The organism is Mesorhizobium sp. M5C.F.Ca.IN.020.29.1.1 (assembly GCF_003997375.1).
GTDB lineage: Bacteria > Pseudomonadota > Alphaproteobacteria > Rhizobiales > Rhizobiaceae > Mesorhizobium > Mesorhizobium wenxiniae.
In genome coordinates this window covers 1-18175 of the sequence record NZ_RZSW01000062.1, presented here as the reverse complement: position 1 = coordinate 18175, position 18175 = coordinate 1, and the positions used below count along the sequence as shown (strand labels likewise).

The 18175-nt window shown below is 61.5% G+C and carries 17 protein-coding genes and 1 tRNA gene; 10 read left to right on the top strand and 8 right to left on the bottom strand.

All coding sequences use genetic code 11. The annotated features are described in order from the left end of the window. Positions 1–589, bottom strand: a 589-nt coding sequence (locus tag EOA85_RS07995; RefSeq protein WP_245485637.1) for a DUF2182 domain-containing protein, incomplete at its 3' end; no start/stop codon positions are given. A gap of 104 nt (positions 590–693) precedes the next feature. On the opposite strand from EOA85_RS07995, the gene EOA85_RS07990 reads away from it, so the two are divergent. Both EOA85_RS07990 and hspQ read left to right on the top strand, forming a co-directional pair. Continuing rightward, positions 694–1905: a UbiH/UbiF family hydroxylase gene (locus EOA85_RS07990; RefSeq protein WP_127208994.1), complete on the top strand. Its 1212-nt coding sequence runs from the start codon at positions 694–696 to the stop codon at positions 1903–1905. Positions 1906–2130: 225 nt separating this feature from the next. Further along, complete coding sequence (gene hspQ, locus EOA85_RS07985; RefSeq protein WP_029352484.1) at positions 2131–2454, top strand: heat shock protein HspQ; 324 nt, start codon at positions 2131–2133, stop codon at positions 2452–2454. Between the two features lie 109 nt (positions 2455–2563). Here the strand turns inward: hspQ and EOA85_RS07980 are convergent, their stop codons facing one another. Beyond that, positions 2564–3193 carry an invasion associated locus B family protein gene (locus EOA85_RS07980; protein ID WP_127208993.1) on the bottom strand — a complete coding sequence of 210 codons (630 nt, stop codon included), beginning with the start codon at positions 3191–3193 and terminating at the stop codon, positions 2564–2566. A 231-nt stretch (positions 3194–3424) separates the two neighbouring features. Between EOA85_RS07980 and EOA85_RS07975 the strand changes: the two genes are divergently transcribed. The 3 genes from EOA85_RS07975 to EOA85_RS07965 all read left to right on the top strand — a co-directional run bounded on the left by EOA85_RS07975 (position 3425) and on the right by EOA85_RS07965 (position 8494). Beyond that, positions 3425–5242, top strand: a complete 1818-nt coding sequence (locus EOA85_RS07975) for an extracellular solute-binding protein (RefSeq protein ID WP_127208992.1) — start codon at positions 3425–3427, stop codon at positions 5240–5242. A 23-nt stretch (positions 5243–5265) separates the two neighbouring features. After that, the gene (locus EOA85_RS07970) at positions 5266–5946 is read left to right on the top strand and encodes a DsbA family protein (RefSeq protein WP_127208991.1); all 681 of its coding nucleotides are present in this window, start codon (positions 5266–5268) and stop codon (positions 5944–5946) included. 661 nt (positions 5947–6607) lie between these two features. Beyond that, positions 6608–8494: an ABC transporter ATP-binding protein/permease gene (locus EOA85_RS07965; protein ID WP_164759539.1), complete on the top strand. Its 1887-nt coding sequence runs from the start codon at positions 6608–6610 to the stop codon at positions 8492–8494. Between the two features lie 154 nt (positions 8495–8648). Here the strand turns inward: EOA85_RS07965 and gor are convergent, their stop codons facing one another. The 3 genes from gor to rpiA all read right to left on the bottom strand — a co-directional run bounded on the left by gor (position 8649) and on the right by rpiA (position 11460). Further along, on the bottom strand, positions 8649–10037 hold the full coding sequence (gene gor, locus EOA85_RS07960; RefSeq protein WP_127208989.1) for a glutathione-disulfide reductase: 1389 nt from the start codon (positions 10035–10037) through the stop codon (positions 8649–8651). Positions 10038–10187: 150 nt separating this feature from the next. Then, complete coding sequence (locus tag EOA85_RS07955) at positions 10188–10745, bottom strand: DUF2059 domain-containing protein (RefSeq protein ID WP_127208988.1); 558 nt, start codon at positions 10743–10745, stop codon at positions 10188–10190. Continuing rightward, entirely contained in the window at positions 10732–11460 is a 729-nt protein-coding gene (gene rpiA, locus EOA85_RS07950) for a ribose-5-phosphate isomerase RpiA (protein WP_127208987.1), read from the bottom strand. Before rpiA ends, EOA85_RS07955 begins: the two co-directional genes overlap by 14 nt. A gap of 149 nt (positions 11461–11609) precedes the next feature. Here rpiA and EOA85_RS07945 point away from each other — a divergent pair, with 149 nt between their 5' ends. From EOA85_RS07945 to EOA85_RS07930, 4 genes are all read left to right on the top strand, one after another. Then, positions 11610–12293, top strand: a complete 684-nt coding sequence (locus EOA85_RS07945) for a phosphoglycolate phosphatase (RefSeq protein ID WP_029352490.1) — start codon at positions 11610–11612, stop codon at positions 12291–12293. Positions 12294–12417: 124 nt separating this feature from the next. Continuing rightward, positions 12418–12492, top strand: a tRNA-Val gene (locus EOA85_RS07940). A 149-nt stretch (positions 12493–12641) separates the two neighbouring features. Continuing rightward, positions 12642–12899, top strand: a complete 258-nt coding sequence (locus EOA85_RS07935; protein ID WP_065010026.1) for a PepSY domain-containing protein — start codon at positions 12642–12644, stop codon at positions 12897–12899. A 206-nt stretch (positions 12900–13105) separates the two neighbouring features. Further along, positions 13106–13582: a hypothetical protein gene (locus EOA85_RS07930; protein WP_127208986.1), complete on the top strand. Its 477-nt coding sequence runs from the start codon at positions 13106–13108 to the stop codon at positions 13580–13582. Positions 13583–13587: 5 nt separating this feature from the next. On the opposite strand, the gene EOA85_RS07925 is transcribed toward EOA85_RS07930, so the two are convergent. Further along, positions 13588–15468, bottom strand: a complete 1881-nt coding sequence (locus tag EOA85_RS07925) for a murein L,D-transpeptidase (protein WP_127208985.1) — start codon at positions 15466–15468, stop codon at positions 13588–13590. Positions 15469–15681: 213 nt separating this feature from the next. Next, positions 15682–16428 (bottom strand): 3-oxoacyl-ACP reductase family protein, encoded by a 747-nt coding sequence (locus EOA85_RS07920; protein WP_127208984.1) that lies wholly within the window; start codon positions 16426–16428, stop codon positions 15682–15684. 100 nt (positions 16429–16528) lie between these two features. Here EOA85_RS07920 and EOA85_RS07915 point away from each other — a divergent pair, with 100 nt between their 5' ends. Continuing rightward, positions 16529–17143 carry a TetR/AcrR family transcriptional regulator gene (locus EOA85_RS07915; RefSeq protein WP_127208983.1) on the top strand — a complete coding sequence of 205 codons (615 nt, stop codon included), beginning with the start codon at positions 16529–16531 and terminating at the stop codon, positions 17141–17143. Positions 17144–17195: 52 nt separating this feature from the next. Here the strand turns inward: EOA85_RS07915 and EOA85_RS07910 are convergent, their stop codons facing one another. After that, the gene (locus EOA85_RS07910; protein WP_127208982.1) at positions 17196–18107 is read right to left on the bottom strand and encodes an alpha/beta hydrolase; all 912 of its coding nucleotides are present in this window, start codon (positions 18105–18107) and stop codon (positions 17196–17198) included. Positions 18108–18175: the final 68 nt, after the last annotated feature.

The window sequence follows — 18175 nt, the reverse complement described above, 5'->3', positions numbered from 1 at the left end:
GGTAAAGGCCGGCACCCAAAAGTGCAGCCGCTCCTGTCGCTCCGACCATCGGATCGAGCATCTGCACAGATGATGCGAAGGCGTGAGCGATGAACGTCAGCGCCGCAAACGCTGCCGACGCAGCCAACCACACGCTGAGGTAACCGGCGACCAGGACCAGCGGATGGACGACCGCTTCGCCCTTGATCCGCGCGGTATCGGCGATCTCGCAATAGGTGCGGATCATCGGCGCCGCCGAAGGCAGCATGGTGGCGACCGCCATCAGGAACCACATGACGACGAGCGCTCCGGCCTGCGCGCCGACGCCCCCGTCGAGCGGCGCAGGTGCAAGACAAAGGGTGAAGAAGCGCTCAAGAAAATCCGGCAGCGACAGCTGCGGCAGATATCTGATCAATGTGTCGCCGGGTGCATCGATGCCCGGAACCCGGCTTTCGGCGCCGCGAATCGCCATGGCGCCGAGAAGCAGCCAGGCCAGAAGGACGCTTGCGCCCAAAACGATGTTCACCGCCAGTCGAGGATTGCGCGAGATGCTCGCCGTGGCACGGCCGACACGGTCGAGATGACTGAAATCATGGTCTTGGCCGATCATGGCAATCGAATGGGCCGAATCGCCGCGTTGATCAAGCCGTATGATCTGACCTATATGCTTATCAGGTCGGACCGACCGCCTCCCATCACAATCCGGAAGCGAACTTGGACCATCAGCAGACAGCACGGATACTGGTTGCCGGCAGTGGCCCGGCAGGGCTGATCGCAGCGCTTGGTTTTGCGGATGCCGGCTTTCCCGTGACGCTCGTCGGACCTGAGGCAAATGGCCAAGACGGCCGAACGACGGCCTTGATGAACCCAGCCCTGAATATCCTCGAACGGTTGGGCGTCCTCGATGAAGTGAGGTCCAAGGCCGCACCGCTGAAGGTTATGCGCATCGTCGATGCAACCAACCGGCTGATCCGCAGTCCGGTGGTCATTTTTCGTGCCAGTGAAATCGGCGAGGAGCAGTTCGGGCTGAATCTACCCAACAGCGCTCTCAACCTCGCACTTGCCGGGGCTGTAGCCGCGCATTCCGGCGTCGAATGGCGAAAAGCGATGGTGGCGACCTGGTGCCTCGACGCCGATCGTGCCCATGCGATCCTGTCTGACGGCAGCGAGGTTGCAGCATCGCTGGCGGTCGCTGCCGACGGGCGTCTGTCGCCGGCCCGCGAGGCTGCCGGCATCTCGACATCCGCCCGGTCCTATCCGCAGGCGGCGCTGGTTCTCAATTTCGGCCACCGCGGCGACCACGCTTTCACCTCGACCGAATTCCACACCGAGACCGGCCCGTTCACCCAGGTTCCCCTGCCCGGCAACCGGTCCAGCCTTGTCTGGGTGGTAGAACCGGAAACGGCGAAGGAACTTGTGGCGCTGGACGATGCTGCGCTTTCGATGCGGGTCGAACAGCGGATGCAATCGATGCTGGGCCGGGTGTCTGTCGAGCCCGGCCGGCAGATCTACGCGCTTTCGGGCGTGACGCCGCGGTGCTTCGCGCGCAACAGGGTGGCACTTGTCGGCGAAGCCGCCCATGTGTTCCCGCCGATCGGCGCACAAGGTCTCAACCTTGGTATCAGGGATATCGACGATCTTTTTGGGATTGCTTGCGAAAACAGAACCGATCCAGGTGCCGTCAAGGCACTCGCGGTTTACAATTTCAGGCGGCGGCCCGACATTCTGGCACGCAGCGGCGCGGTCAACCTGCTCAACAAGTCGCTGCTCTCGGACATGCTGCCGGCACAGATGGCGCGCAGCGCCGGCCTCGGCGTGCTCGGCGGCTTCGCGCCGCTTCGCGCCTTCTTCATGCGCGAGGGGCTGCGGCCCGGCAGTGGTTTTGCGGCGCTCGCCGGTGGCTTAAGGAAACAAGTCCGGCGGTAGCACGCCGCTCGGCGGGCTGGCCCTTAGCTTGACGTGGCGTCAAGCTACGGCATTGATCAGGCACTTCGGCGTTGAATTGATGCGGCGTCTGCGACCAGGAGGGTCAGGCATCAGCCATAAGTCGGGCTCGATTTTTTGAAGCGTAATGCGTAAATTCAAAGTCTTAGAGAGTCTTTGCGCATTCCAAGGACGCGGCACTCCTAGGACTTAGTGGTGAGTACGATGATGAAAACAGCCAAATTCTCGATCGGACAGGTGGTTCGCCACCGGCTGTTTCCGTTCCGCGGCATCATTTTCGATGTCGACCCGCAATTCGCCAACACCGACGAATGGTACGAGGCGATCCCAGCGGATGTGCGGCCGCGCAAGGACCAGCCCTTCTACCACTTGCTCGCCGAGAATTCGGAAACGGAATACATCGCCTATGTGTCTGAGCAGAACCTGCTCGAGGATCAGTCTGGCGAACCGGTGCGGCATCCGGAGATCGGCGAGATGTTCGACAAGAGGCCGGACGGACGCTACGAGCCGAGACGCCAGTCAAGACATTGACCTGACGGATTGCGGGCCCGATGGGCTCAAGAAATGTCGTCCGGAACAAAAAAGCGGGGCATGACCCCGCTTTTTCCTTGGAAATTGTCTTAGTCGCCCTTAGGGGCGATCAGTTGGCGGTCTTCGCCTTGTCCTGCTCTTCCTTGAGCTTTTTGGCGAAGTCCTGATTGTTCTTGGCAACGAAATCCTGAAGCTTCTTCTGCCGATCCTCGATGTCCGACTGCTGCAGCGGCGGCCCGTCGAAGGCGCCGCTGAAGCCAGTCAGCGCGATCTTGATCGGGTTCGGCTGGTTCTGGAAATTGACCGAGGTCAGCGTCAGGTTCGAACCCTTCTTGAAGGAGGCGACGAGCTGGTCGGTCAGCGGCACTTCCGCAACGCAGCGGTCGGGGAAGCAGATCACATAATCGAGCTTCTGCGCCTTCCCGGTATCGATTTGAAGGCCAATGCCGGGAGGAACCAGGCGACCGGTCGGAACCGTCACCTGGAACACCTTGCGGTTTATCTTGCCCTTCAATTCGATCAGGCTGACGCCGGTGACGAGCTGGCCGTTACCGGCAGTGGTGATGTTCTGGACATTGCAGATGTCGACGTCTTCCTGCTTGGTGCAGGCTTTGAACCAACCCTGCGGAATCTGCTGTTGCTGCTGCGCGAGAGCTGCTGGAAGTTGTGCGCCCAGAAAGCCGACCACGCCAGCGGCCAGGACCGACAGGCGGTACGCGTTGCTGTTCAGGCTCGTCATATCGTGAACTTCCTCTCAAATGATCCCAGGACCGGCTTCTTCGCGCCGTGTGGTCCAGCTACCTGTTGCCGAAATGAGGCAACAGAATGACTCGGACGGCGTGTTACACTGCAAGCGGTGCCGAATCCAGCCCGATACTCGCAATTCTTGAACGCGCGATTGACCGGGAGGCGGCCGGCTCATGTTAGGGTGCGCTCCGAATCATCAAGCCGACCCAGTAAGGAGACGGTCATGGGCCGCGTTCTTGTTTGGCTGATCGCCGCGATCTCGTCTATCACACTTTCGCTTCCAGCTGTATCGGAGCCGAAACACGCGATCGCCATGCAAGGCGAGCCGGCGCTGCCGGCCGACTATACGCATTTCAACTACGTCAATCCCGATGCGCCGAAGGGCGGCAGCATCACCTATTGCGTCGTCGGTAGCTTCGACAATCTCAACCCGTTCATCCTGAAAAGCCTGCGCACGACGGCACGCGGCATGATCGATAGGATCTTCGGCAATCTCGTCTTCGAGCCGTTGATGCAGCGCAATGACGATGAAGCCTTCAGTCTTTATGGCCTGCTTGCCGACACCGCGGACATGGATCCGGAGCGCAGGAGCATCGAATTCCACCTCGATCCGAGGGCCAAGTGGTCTGATGGCCAACCGATGACTGCGGAAGACGTGCTGTTCACTTACGACGTCTTTACCGAGAAAGGCCGGCCACCCTACAGCGCCCGAATGAGCATGGTCGCCAAACTCGAAAAAATCGGCGACCGCAGCGTGCGCTTTACATTCAATGACAAGGCGAACCGCGAGACTCCGTTGGTTATCGCGATGACGCCAATCGTACCGAAGCACGCTTTCGACAAGGAGACCTTCGACCGAACCACGCTGAAACCTGTGATCGGCAGCGGCCCGTACACCGTGGCGCACGTGGCGCCTGGCCAGCGCATCGTGTTCAAGCGCAACCCAAATTATTGGGGCAAGGACATCCCCGCCAAGCGCGGTTTCGACAATTACGACCAGATCACCATCGAATATTTCCTCAATGCCAACGCCAAGCTGGAAGCTTTCAAAAAAGGCATCTGCGCCATCGCTGACGACAGCGATCCGGTCAAGCGCGAGCGCGATCTCGACTTCCCGGCCTTCCACAAGGGCGACGTGATCGCCGAAACGTTCGACACCGGCATCCCGCCAGTGGTGACCGGGTTCCTGTTCAACACAAGACTGGAGAAGTTTTCCAATCCGGTGGTTCGACGCGCGCTCGGCATGCTCTACGACTTCGAATGGGCCAACAAGAACTTGTTTGGCGGCAAGTACATGCGCACCATGAGCTATTGGCAGAATTCCGAGCTTTCCGCGCTAGGCCATCCGGCCGACGACAGGGAAAAAGCGCTTCTGGCACCTTACCCCGGCCGTGTGCCAGCCGATGTCATGGACGGCACCTGGCGGCCACCCGTCACCGACGGCTCGGGCCAGGACCGCAAGGTGCTGAAAGCTGCCTTCGACATATTGAAGGGCGCGGGCTATGCCTTGCAGGATGGAGTGATGCTCGATCCCGAGGGGAAACCCTTCGGCTTCGAGATCCTGACCGCCTCGCAGAACGAGGAGCGCCTTGCCGCCATCTACCAGCGCACGCTGGCGAAGATCGGCATCGCTGTCACCATCCGCAGCCTTGACGGCGACCAGATCCAGTCGCGCAAGCAACGTTTCGATTTCGATGTGCTGATCGGCACCAGCGGCTTCGAGAACTCGCTGTCGCCGGGCATCGAGCAGCTCGGGCGCTGGGGATCAGCTGCCGCCAATGCCGAAGGGTCATTCAACCTTGCCGGCGTCGCCGATCCGGCGATAGATGCCGCACTAGAGGCGATGCTCGACGCCCGCAGCCGCGAAGATTATGTTGCCGCCGTCCGCGTCCTCGACAGGTTGTTGATCTCCGGCAACTACATGGTTCCGATGCAGCACAACACGCAGCAATGGCTCGCCTACCGGAGCTATCTGGAACATCCGCAAAAGACGCCCATATCAGGTTATCGGCTGCCGACATGGTGGCGCAAGCCGAAATGACCTCTTCGGAACAGGAGATCAAGATGAGCGACGAGAAGTCGATTACCGTCGATGTGGTCTCCGACGTCGTCTGCCCCTGGTGCTTCATCGGCCAGAAGCGGCTCGACAAGGCGATCGCCGCGGCAACCGATGTCGAGGTGCACATTCGCTGGCGGCCGTTCCAGCTCGATCCGACCATCCCGCCCGAAGGCAAAGATCGCCGCGAATACCTGGTGGCCAAATTCGGCAGTGACGAACGCATCCGCGAGATCCACGCCCGCATCGAGCCACTGGGAGAGGCCGAAGGGATCAACTTTGCCTTCGCCGCCATCAAGGTCGCGCCCAACACGCTTGACGCGCACCGCGTCATCCGCTGGGCTGGTGCCGCCGGCGAGGTCGTGCAGAACCGGCTGGTGCGACGTCTGTTCCAGTTGAATTTCGAGGAAGGCGCCAATCTCGGCGATCATGTGGTGCTGATCAACGCCGCCCGCGAGGCCGGCATGGATGCATCCGTGGTCGAGACGCTTTTGCCGACGGACGCCGATGTCGAGGCGGTGCGCACAGAAATCGCCACTGCTTCGCGCATGGGGATCACGGGCGTGCCGTGCTTCCTGCTTGAGGGCAGGTATGCGGTGATGGGCGCACAAGACGCCGACACGCTCACCGACGCCATTCGCCAGGTTGCGGCGGCCAAGGCGCGGGGCGAGTTGGAGAAAGCGAACTGAATAGGCGCTACTCCACCGTTACCTTGGCGCGGCTGACGAAAAATCAGTGCCCGTTGCTGCTGGTGCGGGTCAATCCCTTGGTTGACGACTTCCCCTTGCTTGGCGGCTTGCGGCTTGCAAGAAAGCGACCCCTTGCTGCAGCTGTTCCATAGGCAAGCTTGGCGGCATCGATGTATTGCGCTGCAGCCAACGCGATTCCGGTTACTTTCCGGGCGCCGCCAGGTCCGACATGGCCAACAAAGACGTGTCGAAGACGGCACGTTCTTGAGCGCATCCGTCTTCCCCAGTACAAAGTCGGCTGATCGACCACGCTCTTGCCTTCACAAAACTGTGGAAAGAGCTTCCCTTAGGGAAGATGCCGGCCTTCGCATGCGTGGATCAGCAACCCATTGAATTTACGCAAACAATATTCCTTTGGGAACGACAGGCATGACATTGCAGTCCTGAATTCTGTTGCTTGATGGCAACGGCGAGCGGATCAATTCTCCGCAGGCAGAGAAAAGATAATGGAAAATGATCAATTGGTGTTACTCTCTGTAACAAAACTAAAAGAGGTTTGGGCGGGATAGTGATTCGGGTCGGTAGACCAGAGCGACATTCAATATCGGAAAAATGGCTCCGCGGTGCCGCAAGGCCGCCGCTCCTGACACCGGTTTCCTCGATGCGCAGCTTCTGGGGACTGATGCGGGCCTACTGGTTTTCAGAACGCTGGGTGGAGGCCTGGACGCTGACCCTGGTGATTGCCCTGGTCACCGCGCTGTCCAGCAAAGCCGACGTCTGGTTTACAGTGGCTGCAGCAGAGCTGGCGACGTCGATCGCCTTTTTCCACAATGCCGCGAATACCACGCCAATCAAGACAGTGCTGACCAACGCCGGTTTGCTCGTGTTGCTGGTCGTGCTCAAGGACTTGGTTATTGCCGGCGTTCGCAACCTTGTTTCTAAAACATTGCATCGCAAATGGCGTGGCTGGTTGGACGGCCGCTTCAATGAGTCCCTGCTCGACACCAATCATACGCATTTCCATGCCCAGCATGGGTCTTCCGGGAACGCAGCTCCCGATAACATTGACCAGCGCGTGCAGGAATCCATCAAGGCCATGACCGGCGGAGCCATCGGGCTTGCTATGGGTGTGCTCGGCGTCTTCACTTCGCTCTACTTTGTCGGCGGAGAATTGCTGAGAAACTCCGTGGAGGTGAAAGGGCTGGAGTTTCTCGGTAGCTACGGCAGCGCCATCCTTGCTCTCTTGGCAATCGCTATCTACGTGCCGTTCAACACCTGGATCGCGGTGAAACTCGGCCGAATGCTGGAGTGGCTCAACGTCAGAATGCAGCAGGCTGAAGGCAACTACCGCGGCGAGTTGATCACGTTCCTGCGCCGCAGTTTTCACGTGGCCGCATCGCAAGGCGAGAATGTACAGAAGACTGTGCACAGCCAGCGCTATGCCGACATTGACCGTACCTGGGCAAGATTGAACGTCGTCAACACCGGCTACGCTTCGTTCGAGCTGATCTACAATTTCATCGGCGCCAAGATTGTCGCTTACGGCCCTGGATTAGTGCCCTTCATTTACAACGGCCTCGACCTCAAGGGTTATTTAACAGCTTCCGAACAGGTCAATGCGCTGATTAGCAAGTGTTCATGGTTCATTCATGTGATGCCGGAGATCGCCACCTTGCGCGCCAACAGCCAGCGCGTCATCGAACTTGCGCAGGCAATCGAAAACGTCCAGCACCCGCAAGAATTCTACAGCCTGACCGGCCGCTCCGAGTTCCGCTACGACCGCCAGAACCCGGTGTTCGGCCTGACGATCCAGAAGCTGGAACTGGCGCATGGAGGCGAGGACGCAACGCCATTCCTGAGTGCTGCGAATTTGCGCTTCCGGCGTGGCGAGTGGACGTTCCTGAAGGGCGAATCGGGCTGCGGCAAGACCTCGCTGATCAAGGCGATTAACGGTCTGTGGCCCTATGGCCGCGGTACCATCGTCTTCCCGGAAGGGGTTGAAAGTTTCTATGCCGCCCAGGAGGTCAAGCTGCAGCAGGTCTCGCTGAAGCAACTGGTCTGCCTGCCCGCCTCAGAGCACGACCACACCGACGCGCAGGTTGCATCGGCTCTGCACAGAGCGGGCCTTGGCGATTTCATCGGACACATGGCCGATGAAAGCCGCGAGGGAATGAGCTGGGACCAGGTGCTTTCGGGCGGCCAGAAACAGAAGCTGGTTGTCGCTCGCATCGTGCTGCAGCAGCCGGGGCTGCTGTTTCTCGATGAGGCGACCGGCGCGCTCGACCCCGAAGGGAAGATCGCCTTCCATCAAGCGATCAAGGACAATTGTCCAGACGTCACGGTGATCTCGATCATGCACGAGGCCGTGCCGCCAAGGTCGCTTTCAGGCGCCGAATTCTATCACAGCATCGTTGCCATCGCCGATGGCGTCGCGACCAAAAAGCCGCTGGCGCCGAGCCTGCCGGTCGAGCTCACCACCATCCTCGAGCACCCAAGGCCGGTCGAGGAAAGATGGCTGCGCTTCCCTCGCCGCATGAGGCAGAAATAGCGGCGAAACAACATCGCTGCCCAGTGTCGCTGGTGATCCTGCCCTGCCCGCTTAAGCCGGCAGTGTCGGGGCGATCACCGGCTCGCCCCCGGTTAACAGTGTTTCGAGGAGCTTAAGGACATCGGCGGCTGTTCCGTCCGGGCGAAAGCAAACGTCAGACGCGCTCGCCGTCCTTCACCCGGTAGGTCGGCTTGTACATGGTGACGAGTTCTTCCGCCGCGGTCGGATGCACGGCCATCGTGCGATCGAAATCATCCTTGGTCAGCCCCGCCTTCAGCGGAATGCCGAGAAGCTGCGCCATCTCGCCGGAATCCGGCCCGAGGATATGGACACCGAGCACTTTTTTCGAGGTGCCGTCGACCACCAGCTTAATCAGCATCTTTTCGTCGCGGCCGGACAGTGTGTGCCGCATCGGCCGGAAGGTGGCGCGGTAGATCTCAACGTCGGAAAAACGCTTTATCGCCTCATCCTCCGACAGGCCGACTGTGCCGATCTCGGGCTGCGAAAACACTGCGGTGGCGATCGTATCATGGTCGGGCGCGGTCGGGTTGCCCTTGAAGGCGGTCTCGACGAAACACATCGCCTCGTGGATCGCCACCGGCGTCAATTGCACGCGGTTGGTGACGTCGCCGATCGCCCAGATGTTGTCGATGTTGGTGCGCGAATATTGGTCGACATTGATAGCGCCGGTCTTGGTCATCTCGATGCCGACGCCCTCAAGACCCATGTTTTCGGTGTTGGGGAGACGCCCGATGGCGAGCATGACCTGATCGACAGTCAGTATCTTGTCGCCAGTGACGACAGCGTCGAGGCGCCCGTCTGGGCGCTTCCTGACCCATTCGGATACGGCATGGCAGAGGATTTTTATCCCCTTCTTTTCCATCGTTTCGTGCAGCATACGCCGGAGATCCATGTCGAAGCGCGAGAGAATCTCCTTGCCGCGATAGACCAGCGTTGTGTCGACGCCGAGGCCGTGAAAGATGTTGGCGAATTCGACGGCAATATAGCCGCCGCCCTCGATCATGATCGCCTTCGGTAATTCCTTAAGGTCGAAGGCCTCGTTGGAAAAGATGCAGTGCTCGTGGCCGGGCAGAGCCGGGTGCGGCGCTGGGCGGCCGCCGGTGGCGATGAGAATCTGGTCGGCGGTGACGGTGCGGTCGTTGCCGAGAAGATGCACCACATGCGGATCGACCAGCATGGCGCGCGACTGGAACGTCTCGCCGCCGACGCCTTGGACATTCTTCCTGTAGATGGCTTCCAGCCGGCTGATCTCGCGATCCTTGTTGGCAACCAATGTCTGCCAGTCGAAACTCGCCTGCGGCACGGTCCAGCCATAACCTGCGGCGTCGGCAAAATGTTCGGGAAATTGCGACGCATAGACATAGAGCTTCTTCGGCACGCAGCCGCGAATGACGCAGGTGCCGCCATAGCGGTATTCCTCGGCTATGCCGACGCGCTTGCCGAGTGCCGCCGCCATGCGCGCCGCCCTAACCCCGCCGGAGCCGCCGCCGATGACGAAAAGATCGTAGTCATAGACGGCCATGATGCGGCTCCTTGCCCTTCAAATGTCTGAGACAGGTAGGCTGCAAAGCGCCAAAAGAAAAGCCCGGACCATCACGCCGCGCACGCTGTGGGACGCGCAATGGAGGCCGGGCTTTCCGGTCCGCAGCGATAACGCCGCCGGACAATATTCTCAGTTCTTCGGTGCTTCCGGTACCGCGGCATTCGCCGGTGCCGCCGGCGCTGTAGCCTTCGCTGCCGCGGCCAGCGTTTCGCCGACCTGTTGTGCGAGATCGCGAGCGACGCCGTTCTGCCAGATGTCGGCGGCCTTGAGCAGGTCACGCGTCACGGCCGGGCCGCTGTCGAGCAGCTTCTTGCCGGAATCGGAATTGTAGAAAGCGGCGATTTCGGTAAGCTCTTTTTCGGAAAATACCTTGGCATAGGCTAAGGCCGCTTCCTTCTCGAGATCGGCGCGGCGCGAGGCCAGCGCCAGAGCCTTTTCGCTAACCGTTCTGCCGATCAGCTCCTGCATGTCTGGGTTCTTTTGGATAAGCTGCTGCTGAAGCGCGGCGGCGGCCTGCGGCAGGATGTTGTCGAACGGGTCCGTTGCGTGGATCGCCGCGACCGCAGCGCGGGCCGCCTTCAGATGCCCGTCTGTGACGTCCTGCGAGAACGCCGGCGATGAAAACGCAAAGACGGCTGAAGCTGCCAGAACGGCAGAAAAACGGCGAACCCGGTTATGCAACGTCATGATCGGTAGAACTCCCTGGTTTTCGGGCGGCATGGACGGTTTGGACGCCGTCGCCGGCTATGATGGCCGCTGATGCCAGCCCGATGAAAAGACCATGCTCGACCACGCCCGGAATGGCATGGAGAGCATTCGAAAGCGCTCTTGTATCCGGAATGCGGCCAAAAGATGCATCGAGGATAAAATGGCCGCCGTCTGTAACAAAAGGCTGGCCCCCCGTCATCCTCAATGTGACGGGACCGGAAAGACCGAGCCTTCCGGCCGCCGCGGCGACGGCGATTTCCGTGGCACGCAGACCGAACGGGTTGACCTCGATGGGCAGTGGAAAACGGCCGAGCGTCTCGACCATCTTCGAACGGTCGGCAATGACGATCATGCCGGCGGAAGCCGCCGCCACGATCTTTTCGCGCAGCAGCGCGCCGCCGCCGCCCTTGATCAATGTCAGCGCCGGATCGATCTCGTCGGCGCCGTCGACGGTAAGGTCGAGTTCCGGCGTTTCCTCCAGCGTCGACAGCGGCACGCCAAGCTCGCCGCAAAGGTTGGCGGTGCGCTCCGAGGTCGGCACGCCGATAATGGTGAGGCCGTTGGCGACCTTCTCGGCAAGCAGCCGAACGAACTCCTCGGCCGTCGAGCCGGTGCCGATGCCGAGCCGCATGCCATCAGTCACATGGGCAAGTGCCGCCCGTGCGGCTTCGACCTTCAGTTGCCTCGCATCCATGCCTGCCCCGGATTTCGCGTGTTTCGGCGCTCCTAGCATCTTTGCCCGTCCGGTCAAAGGCTTTGCCTGTGAATTGACCAAGCACCGCTTGCCTGGATGGGCTGCAGCGGCTATCGCCTGCCGGCAGCGTAATCGTCACAGGACAGGCCATGACCCGACCGATCATCGTGTTCGACCTCGACGGGACGCTGATCGATACAGCTCCGGACCTGCTCGACAGCCTCAACCACAGCCTTGCCGCCAGCGAACTCGCAGCCGTCGATGAGGCCGGCTTCAAGCGCTTCGTCGGCCATGGTGGACGGGTGATGATCGAGCGCGCGCATGCCGCGCAGCAGAGATCGCTGGAAAGCCAGGAGCATGATCGCTTGCTGAAACTGTTTCTCGATCATTACACCGACAACATCCCGGGTAAATCGCGCCCCTACCCCGGCGTCGTCGAGACGATCGCCCGATTCGAAGCAGCCGGTTATCTCCTGGCCGTCTGCACGAACAAATACGCAGCCAACTCGGTGGCGCTGATCGAGGCGCTCGGCCTGGCGAAGCATTTCGCGGCGATTTGCGGCCAGGACACGTTTGCGTTCCGCAAGCCCGATCCGCGCCATCTGACCCAAACCATCGTGCTGGCCGGCGGCGATCCGCACCGCGCGCTGATGGTCGGCGATTCGCAGACCGACATCGATACGGCGAAAGCCGCCGGCATTCCCGTGGTCGCGGTCGATTTCGGTTACACCGACCGCCATGTGCGCGAATTCGAACCGTCGGCGGTGATCTCGCATTTCGACGCACTGACGCTTGGTCTGGCCGAACGCCTGATCGCCGCTGCGGGGCGCTGAGCGAGGCGACCGGGTCGCTCCCGGCGGGATTGCATTCGGTCTTCGTCGGAACGCCAGGGCATCGCCTTGACTTCCCCGGCCGGCCTCCCTTATATCGCGGCGCGCTTGGCCTTCGGGCAAGAGCGGGCGATTAGCTCAGCGGGAGAGCACACCCTTCACACGGGTGGGGTCGCAGGTTCAATCCCTGCATCGCCCACCAACCCCACAGCTTTCGAGGCTGCATCCGATTCCGTTCAGGGACAACAATGCGGCGCGTCGGCACGGCGCTAGATTGTGACGCCCCTTGCCCAATCCGGAACAAACCTGCATGGCCGCGAGTTTGTACTCCTCGAAGAGTGAGGGAAAGCCATGTCCAGACTTGTTTTGGCGACAGGTGTCGCAGTCCTCCTTCTCGGCGGACCGGCCTTTGCCGCAGACGGCAGCCCATTGCCGCCGCAGAATGCTAGGAAACTGTCGGAAATAATCGCCAAGGTCGAGCAGCGCGACGACTTTCGCTACGTCGACGAGGTCGGCTGGGACAGCGGCGCCTACACCGTCACCTATTACACGACCGATAAGGCGAAGGTTGAAATCACCTACGATCCGGTGACAGCCGAGCCGAAATAGATCGCGGCCACCCTTCCTCAGGCGATACGTGCGCCGGAACTATTCCGGCAACCAGGTTACAGCGCGGCCTGGCGAAGACCCCTCGGAAGCGGGCGGCGGCGTGGCTTCACCAAGAACGGGGCCTGCACCCTTTTCGGCATCCCCTTGCGCCGATGCGGCTTTGATGGCTGACTGCGGCGTGATCATTGAGCCGCACGGGGGTGGGCATGGCGACGGCAAAGCATGTGGCGAAACGCGTTCTGATGATGCTCGCCGGCTATTTCGTTGCGGTGCTGGTTGGACTGATTGCAGTAGTGACGATCTATGGTGCATTGAGTTCGCTGCCTGATGCACCGGCGTATTTCGATTTCATGGGGCTCTCCCCCATCGCGGCGCTGGTCGTGCCACCGCTCGGCATGTTCATCTATTTCCTGACGATCGTACTAACCGGCCTGCAGACGCTGATCTTCGCGCTGATCGCCGAATTGTTTTCGCTGCGCAGTTTTTGGCTGCATATGGCCTTCGGCGCCGCAGCAGCGGCTGCCGGCTTCGTCCTGATCTGGCCGAGCGCGCCGGAAGACCTGAGCCCCGAGCGCTGGGCCGATATCGGCATCATCGCCGCCGCCGGCCTTGTCGCCGGTCTGGTCTACTGGCTGATCGCCGGGCGCGAAGCCGGGTTCCGGCGCCCGCTCTCCCTGCGTTAGCGTCCTCAGCTCGCCGGCGAGCGCACCGCTTCCGTGCTGTCGAGTGCCTGCTGCAGCCGCGTGTCGCGGTCGTAGACGTCGCTGAAATATTCGACTTTGCCGGACATGTCCGGCCAGGCGGTGAAATAGGCGACATAGACCTGGATCGTGCGCGTGACCTTTTCGGTCGAATGGCCATGCTTCAGCTTCTCCGCGACATAGTCGACCGAGGTGCCGAGCACGGCCGCCGCCATGCCGCGCGGATCCTGCAGACGAACGCAGCCATGGCTGAGCGCGCGCATGTCACGCTGGAAAAACGACTTTTGCGGCGTATCGTGCATGTAGATTGCGTGCTTGTTGGGGAACAGGATCTTCAGTTCGCCCAGCGCATTGGCCTCGCTCGGCAGCTGGCGCACGCCATAAGGTATTTTCGCGCCATAGGCGCCCCAGTTGACCGAGGAGGAGGGAATGCGTTTGCCGCGCGCGTTGACCACTTCGTAGCCGGCGCGGTCGAGATAGCCGGGATCCCTGCGCAGCCGGGGCAGCATCTCGTTGACGAGGATCGACTGCGGCACACCCCAATAGGGATGGAAGTCGACCTGCTCAACCTGGTCGTAGAAGAAGGAAGTCTGGTTCGTGGTCTTGCCGATGACGGCGCGGGTCTTCAGCTTCTCCTCGCCATTTTCGATATAGCTCGCCGTAAAGGCCGGCTGGTTGATGAAGACGCGCGGACTGCCGAGATCGGATGGCAACCAGCGCAACTCTTCCAGCGCGACCTGCACCTTTTGAATCTTGTCGGCCTTGGACGTCCCGACCAGCGCTGCGACGGTGCGCGGACCGATGACGCCGTCGCCCTTCATGCCAGCCTTTTTCTGCACCGCCTTGATAACCGGCACCAGTTCCGGATCATAGACCTCGCTGGCGGCGAGCCCGGCCAATATCTCGCCATAGGCGCCGCCCATCTCGTCGTCGAGATTGCGCGCGATCTTCGCCAGAAGCTTCGGCAGTTCGGGGCTGGTCTGCCCCGGTTTCAGCAACAGCTTGGGGTCAACGACGATCTCGTCTTCGGCGCTGGCCTGAAGTGATTCCAGTTCGACGCGCAGCGCCTGATATTCGGCGTTCTGCGGATGCCGTGATTCGAGATAGGTGCGCACTTGCTGAGTGCGCGCCAGCGTTTTCAGCACGCCTTCCATGTCGAGCGGCTTGGCCGGGAAATCATAGTAGCCGGTGATGCGATTGGGATCGACGCGGCCGCTTTGCGCGTCGTGGACATAGCGCAAGACGCGCGCCGACAGTGCCATCTCAAAGCGGACGAACCCCTTCAGCCGCGCATCGGCGCCGCCGGTCGATGCGCCGGCGGCAGGCACTTCAACCGAATAGTCGGCCGGCGTGAGGCCATAGCTCGTCGCCTCGCCAAGCACCCGCACCGCATCCTGCGCGCGACCGTTTGGGCCGGTCCCGGTCACCCAGATGAAATCCGGATTGGCCGAGTAATAAGCGATCAACGCCTTGGCAATGTCAGGTTCGGCATAGAGCTCGTAGTCGCCGAGCCCGGCAATCGCTTCGCGGAAGGCGTCGCTGGTGAGCGACGGTACAAAGGCAGCGTCCTGTGGTGCCACCGGCTGTGGTGCTGCCATCAGTGTCGCAAAATCGACACGCACCAGCCGGTCGGCCTTATAAGTGTAGTAGGACGGGCTGTTGATCCTGGTGCCACCACCAGCGAATTCTTTCGGCTTCGGTCTGTGCTTCGGCGGCGGAGGGAAATCACCTTGGGGCGCGCGCCTGATACCACCGCCGAAAAGCCTCTCGAAAAGCCCTTGCGCGTCCGCCTGCGGCACGCCGAAGGTCAGCATTACCGTTACAACCGCAAGCGGCATCACGGTTGCTTTGTTTCCGAGGAATTTCATGGATCACCCGCTCCGGCTGCAACCGGCTCCCGTTCCGCATCGCTTGACGGTCTCGCCCACCGCACGGCGGGATGTAAGACGCGACCACATCGATTCATACCGATTTCGTTAAGCTTCCATAAATTTCGGCTCTCCTGTTGCAGAACAGTTTCACAAACCGTGACAACTAAAGCGAATTGGGTCCGCTCCGGTTCCAGGGAAATAGTGCACGGGTCAGGCGTTGGCGCCGCCGTCGATAGTCAGTGCGGCGCCTGTCACGAAGCGCCCTTCGGGACCTGCCAGCCAGGCGACCATGCCGGCGATTTCTTCAGTCTTGCCGAAGCGGGGCGTCGCCATCTTCTGTCGCTGGTGCTCGGCGTGCGGGCCACTGGCGGGGTTCATATCGGTATCGGTCGAGCCAGGATGAACGACGTTGGCGGTGATGCCGCGCGAACCGAGGTCGCGCGCCAATGCCTTGGTCAAGCCGACCAACGCCGCCTTGCTGGCCGAGTAGGCGCTGAGGCTGGTGTCGGTGACACGCTCCGCCAGATTGCTGCCGATCGAGATGATCCTGCCACCCTCGTCCATGTGCACGGCTGCCGCCTTCGAGGCCACGAACGGGGCTCTGACATTGACCTCCATAGTTTCATCAAAGTCGGCGAGCGCCAATGTGTCGATCGGCGCGACGCGCCAGATACCGGCGCTGTTGACAAGGATGTCGAGCCGCCCGAAAACTCTCACTGCCTCGCTGACCGCCTCTTGGATTGCGGCGGCGTCGCGATTGTCGGCCTTGAGGGCAATGGCGCGACCGCCGGCTGCCTGAATATCCTCGACGACAGCACGGGCCTGCTCCTGACCGGTCACGTAAGTGAGTGCGACGCTGGCGCCGTCGGCCGCGAGCCTTCGTGCAATCGCTGCGCCGATGCCGCGGCTGCCGCCGGTGACGAGCGCGACCTTGCCGTTCAAGTGTTGCGATGACATTTTTTTCTCCTTTTTTTGTAATGATCGATACATAAATGTCTGCCAGCCTTGCCCGAGTGCGTCAACAGATTTATGTATCAATCAACACAGAAAGGATGCCATGCCCGAACGAGGCCGTCCCCGCACCTTCGATCGAACCGCTGCCTTGCGGCGTGCAATGGAGGTGTTTTGGGCGAAGGGTTACGAGGGCGCATCGATGACCGAGCTGACCTCGGCGATGGGCATCAACTCGCCCAGCCTCTACGCCGCCTTCGGCAGCAAGGAAGCGCTCTTCCTCGAAGCGGTCGAGCTCTACACGCAGGTCGAAGGCACCGATATCTGGTCCGCACTGGAAAAAGCGCCGACAGCGCGCGAGGCGGTCGAGCGCTTCTTGCGCCAGACGGCCAAGGCCTATTCGCAGACCGATCGTCCGCAAGGCTGCCTGATCGCACTCGGCGCTCTGCACCAGGATTCAAGCCGCGGCGCCATTTGCCATGACCTGCGCCGCCGTCGCGCTGAAAGCCGCGCAGCTTTGCTGAGTCGGCTGGAACGTGGCGTGGCGGAAGGCGAATTGCCGGAAAATTTCGACTGCCGCACTGCCGCGACCTTCTATGCGACGGTGCAGCACGGCATGTCGATCCAGGCGCGCGACGGCGCATCGCGCGCCGCCCTTCTTGCGACGGTGACCGGGGCTATGGCGGCCTGGAAGGTCCTGGCTGGCACCGACACGGTGTGACAAACGATGGCGGCCGAACTCGTGTTCGGACAGGAGAAACAAGATGTTCAGGTCAATGCAGCAGCGACGGTTCCCGGTGTTCGGCAACGAAACCGATCGCACGCTCGACCACGCCCCTATCGGCGAGAATGCGGCGATGGCCGAGCCCATCGGCCCAGTAAAGCCGCACATGGTCGCCGGCGCCAGCATAGAGCCTTGCATGGTCGGCGGACACTTCGCGGTCGTCCGGCGCATGGATGACCAGCGTTGGCACCGGCGTGCTGGCAAGCTGGCGGTCGCCGACGAATTCGTGCAGCGGCCGGCCAGCGATACGTTCGACCCGGTCGGCCATGGCGGCCTGCGAGCGTCGGCCGACATTGAGCATGCGGCTGAAATCATCGAAGATCGCCGGCAGGGAACTCGGCGCCGCGATCAACACCAGCCGCTCGGCCGCCAGCGGCGGAATGTTCTTGACCGAACCGACGACGGCATTGGCGGCGACGGCACCGCCGAAGGAATGGCCGACGACCGCCACGAACGGGCCAAACCATTCGCCGGTGAGGCGTGCAGCTTCGACAGCGCTGACCAATGTGAGCCGGCGGCCCTGCGATTGGCCATGGCCCGGCAAGTCGAGCGAGACAACCTTGTAACCAGCGTCGCGATACCCTTCGATCAGCGTGCGCATATATTCGGTGCGCGAACGCCAGCCATGGATGACGAGCACCGTGCCGGCGGCCCGCCTGCCCGGCTCGGGCCTGAACTCATGCACCATGACGCACCCGTTTTTGGCCTTCAGCCGATGATGGCGCGCCTCGGCCATGAAGCCGGCGGCACGGTCGACGGCGCGCCGCTCGCCGTCGCTGAGAACCTTTGCGTTCGGCGTGCGGCAGAACAGTTCGAATGCCGCGCGCCCGGTGAGGCGGGGAGCCACGTGTTCGGCAGCGGCAAACACGCCCCGGATGACCTTCAACCCAAATGATGCCATAGTGGCGATCCATCCATTCGTTCAAGCATGAACATAATAGTTCAAACATGAACATTAAACAAGAGCTG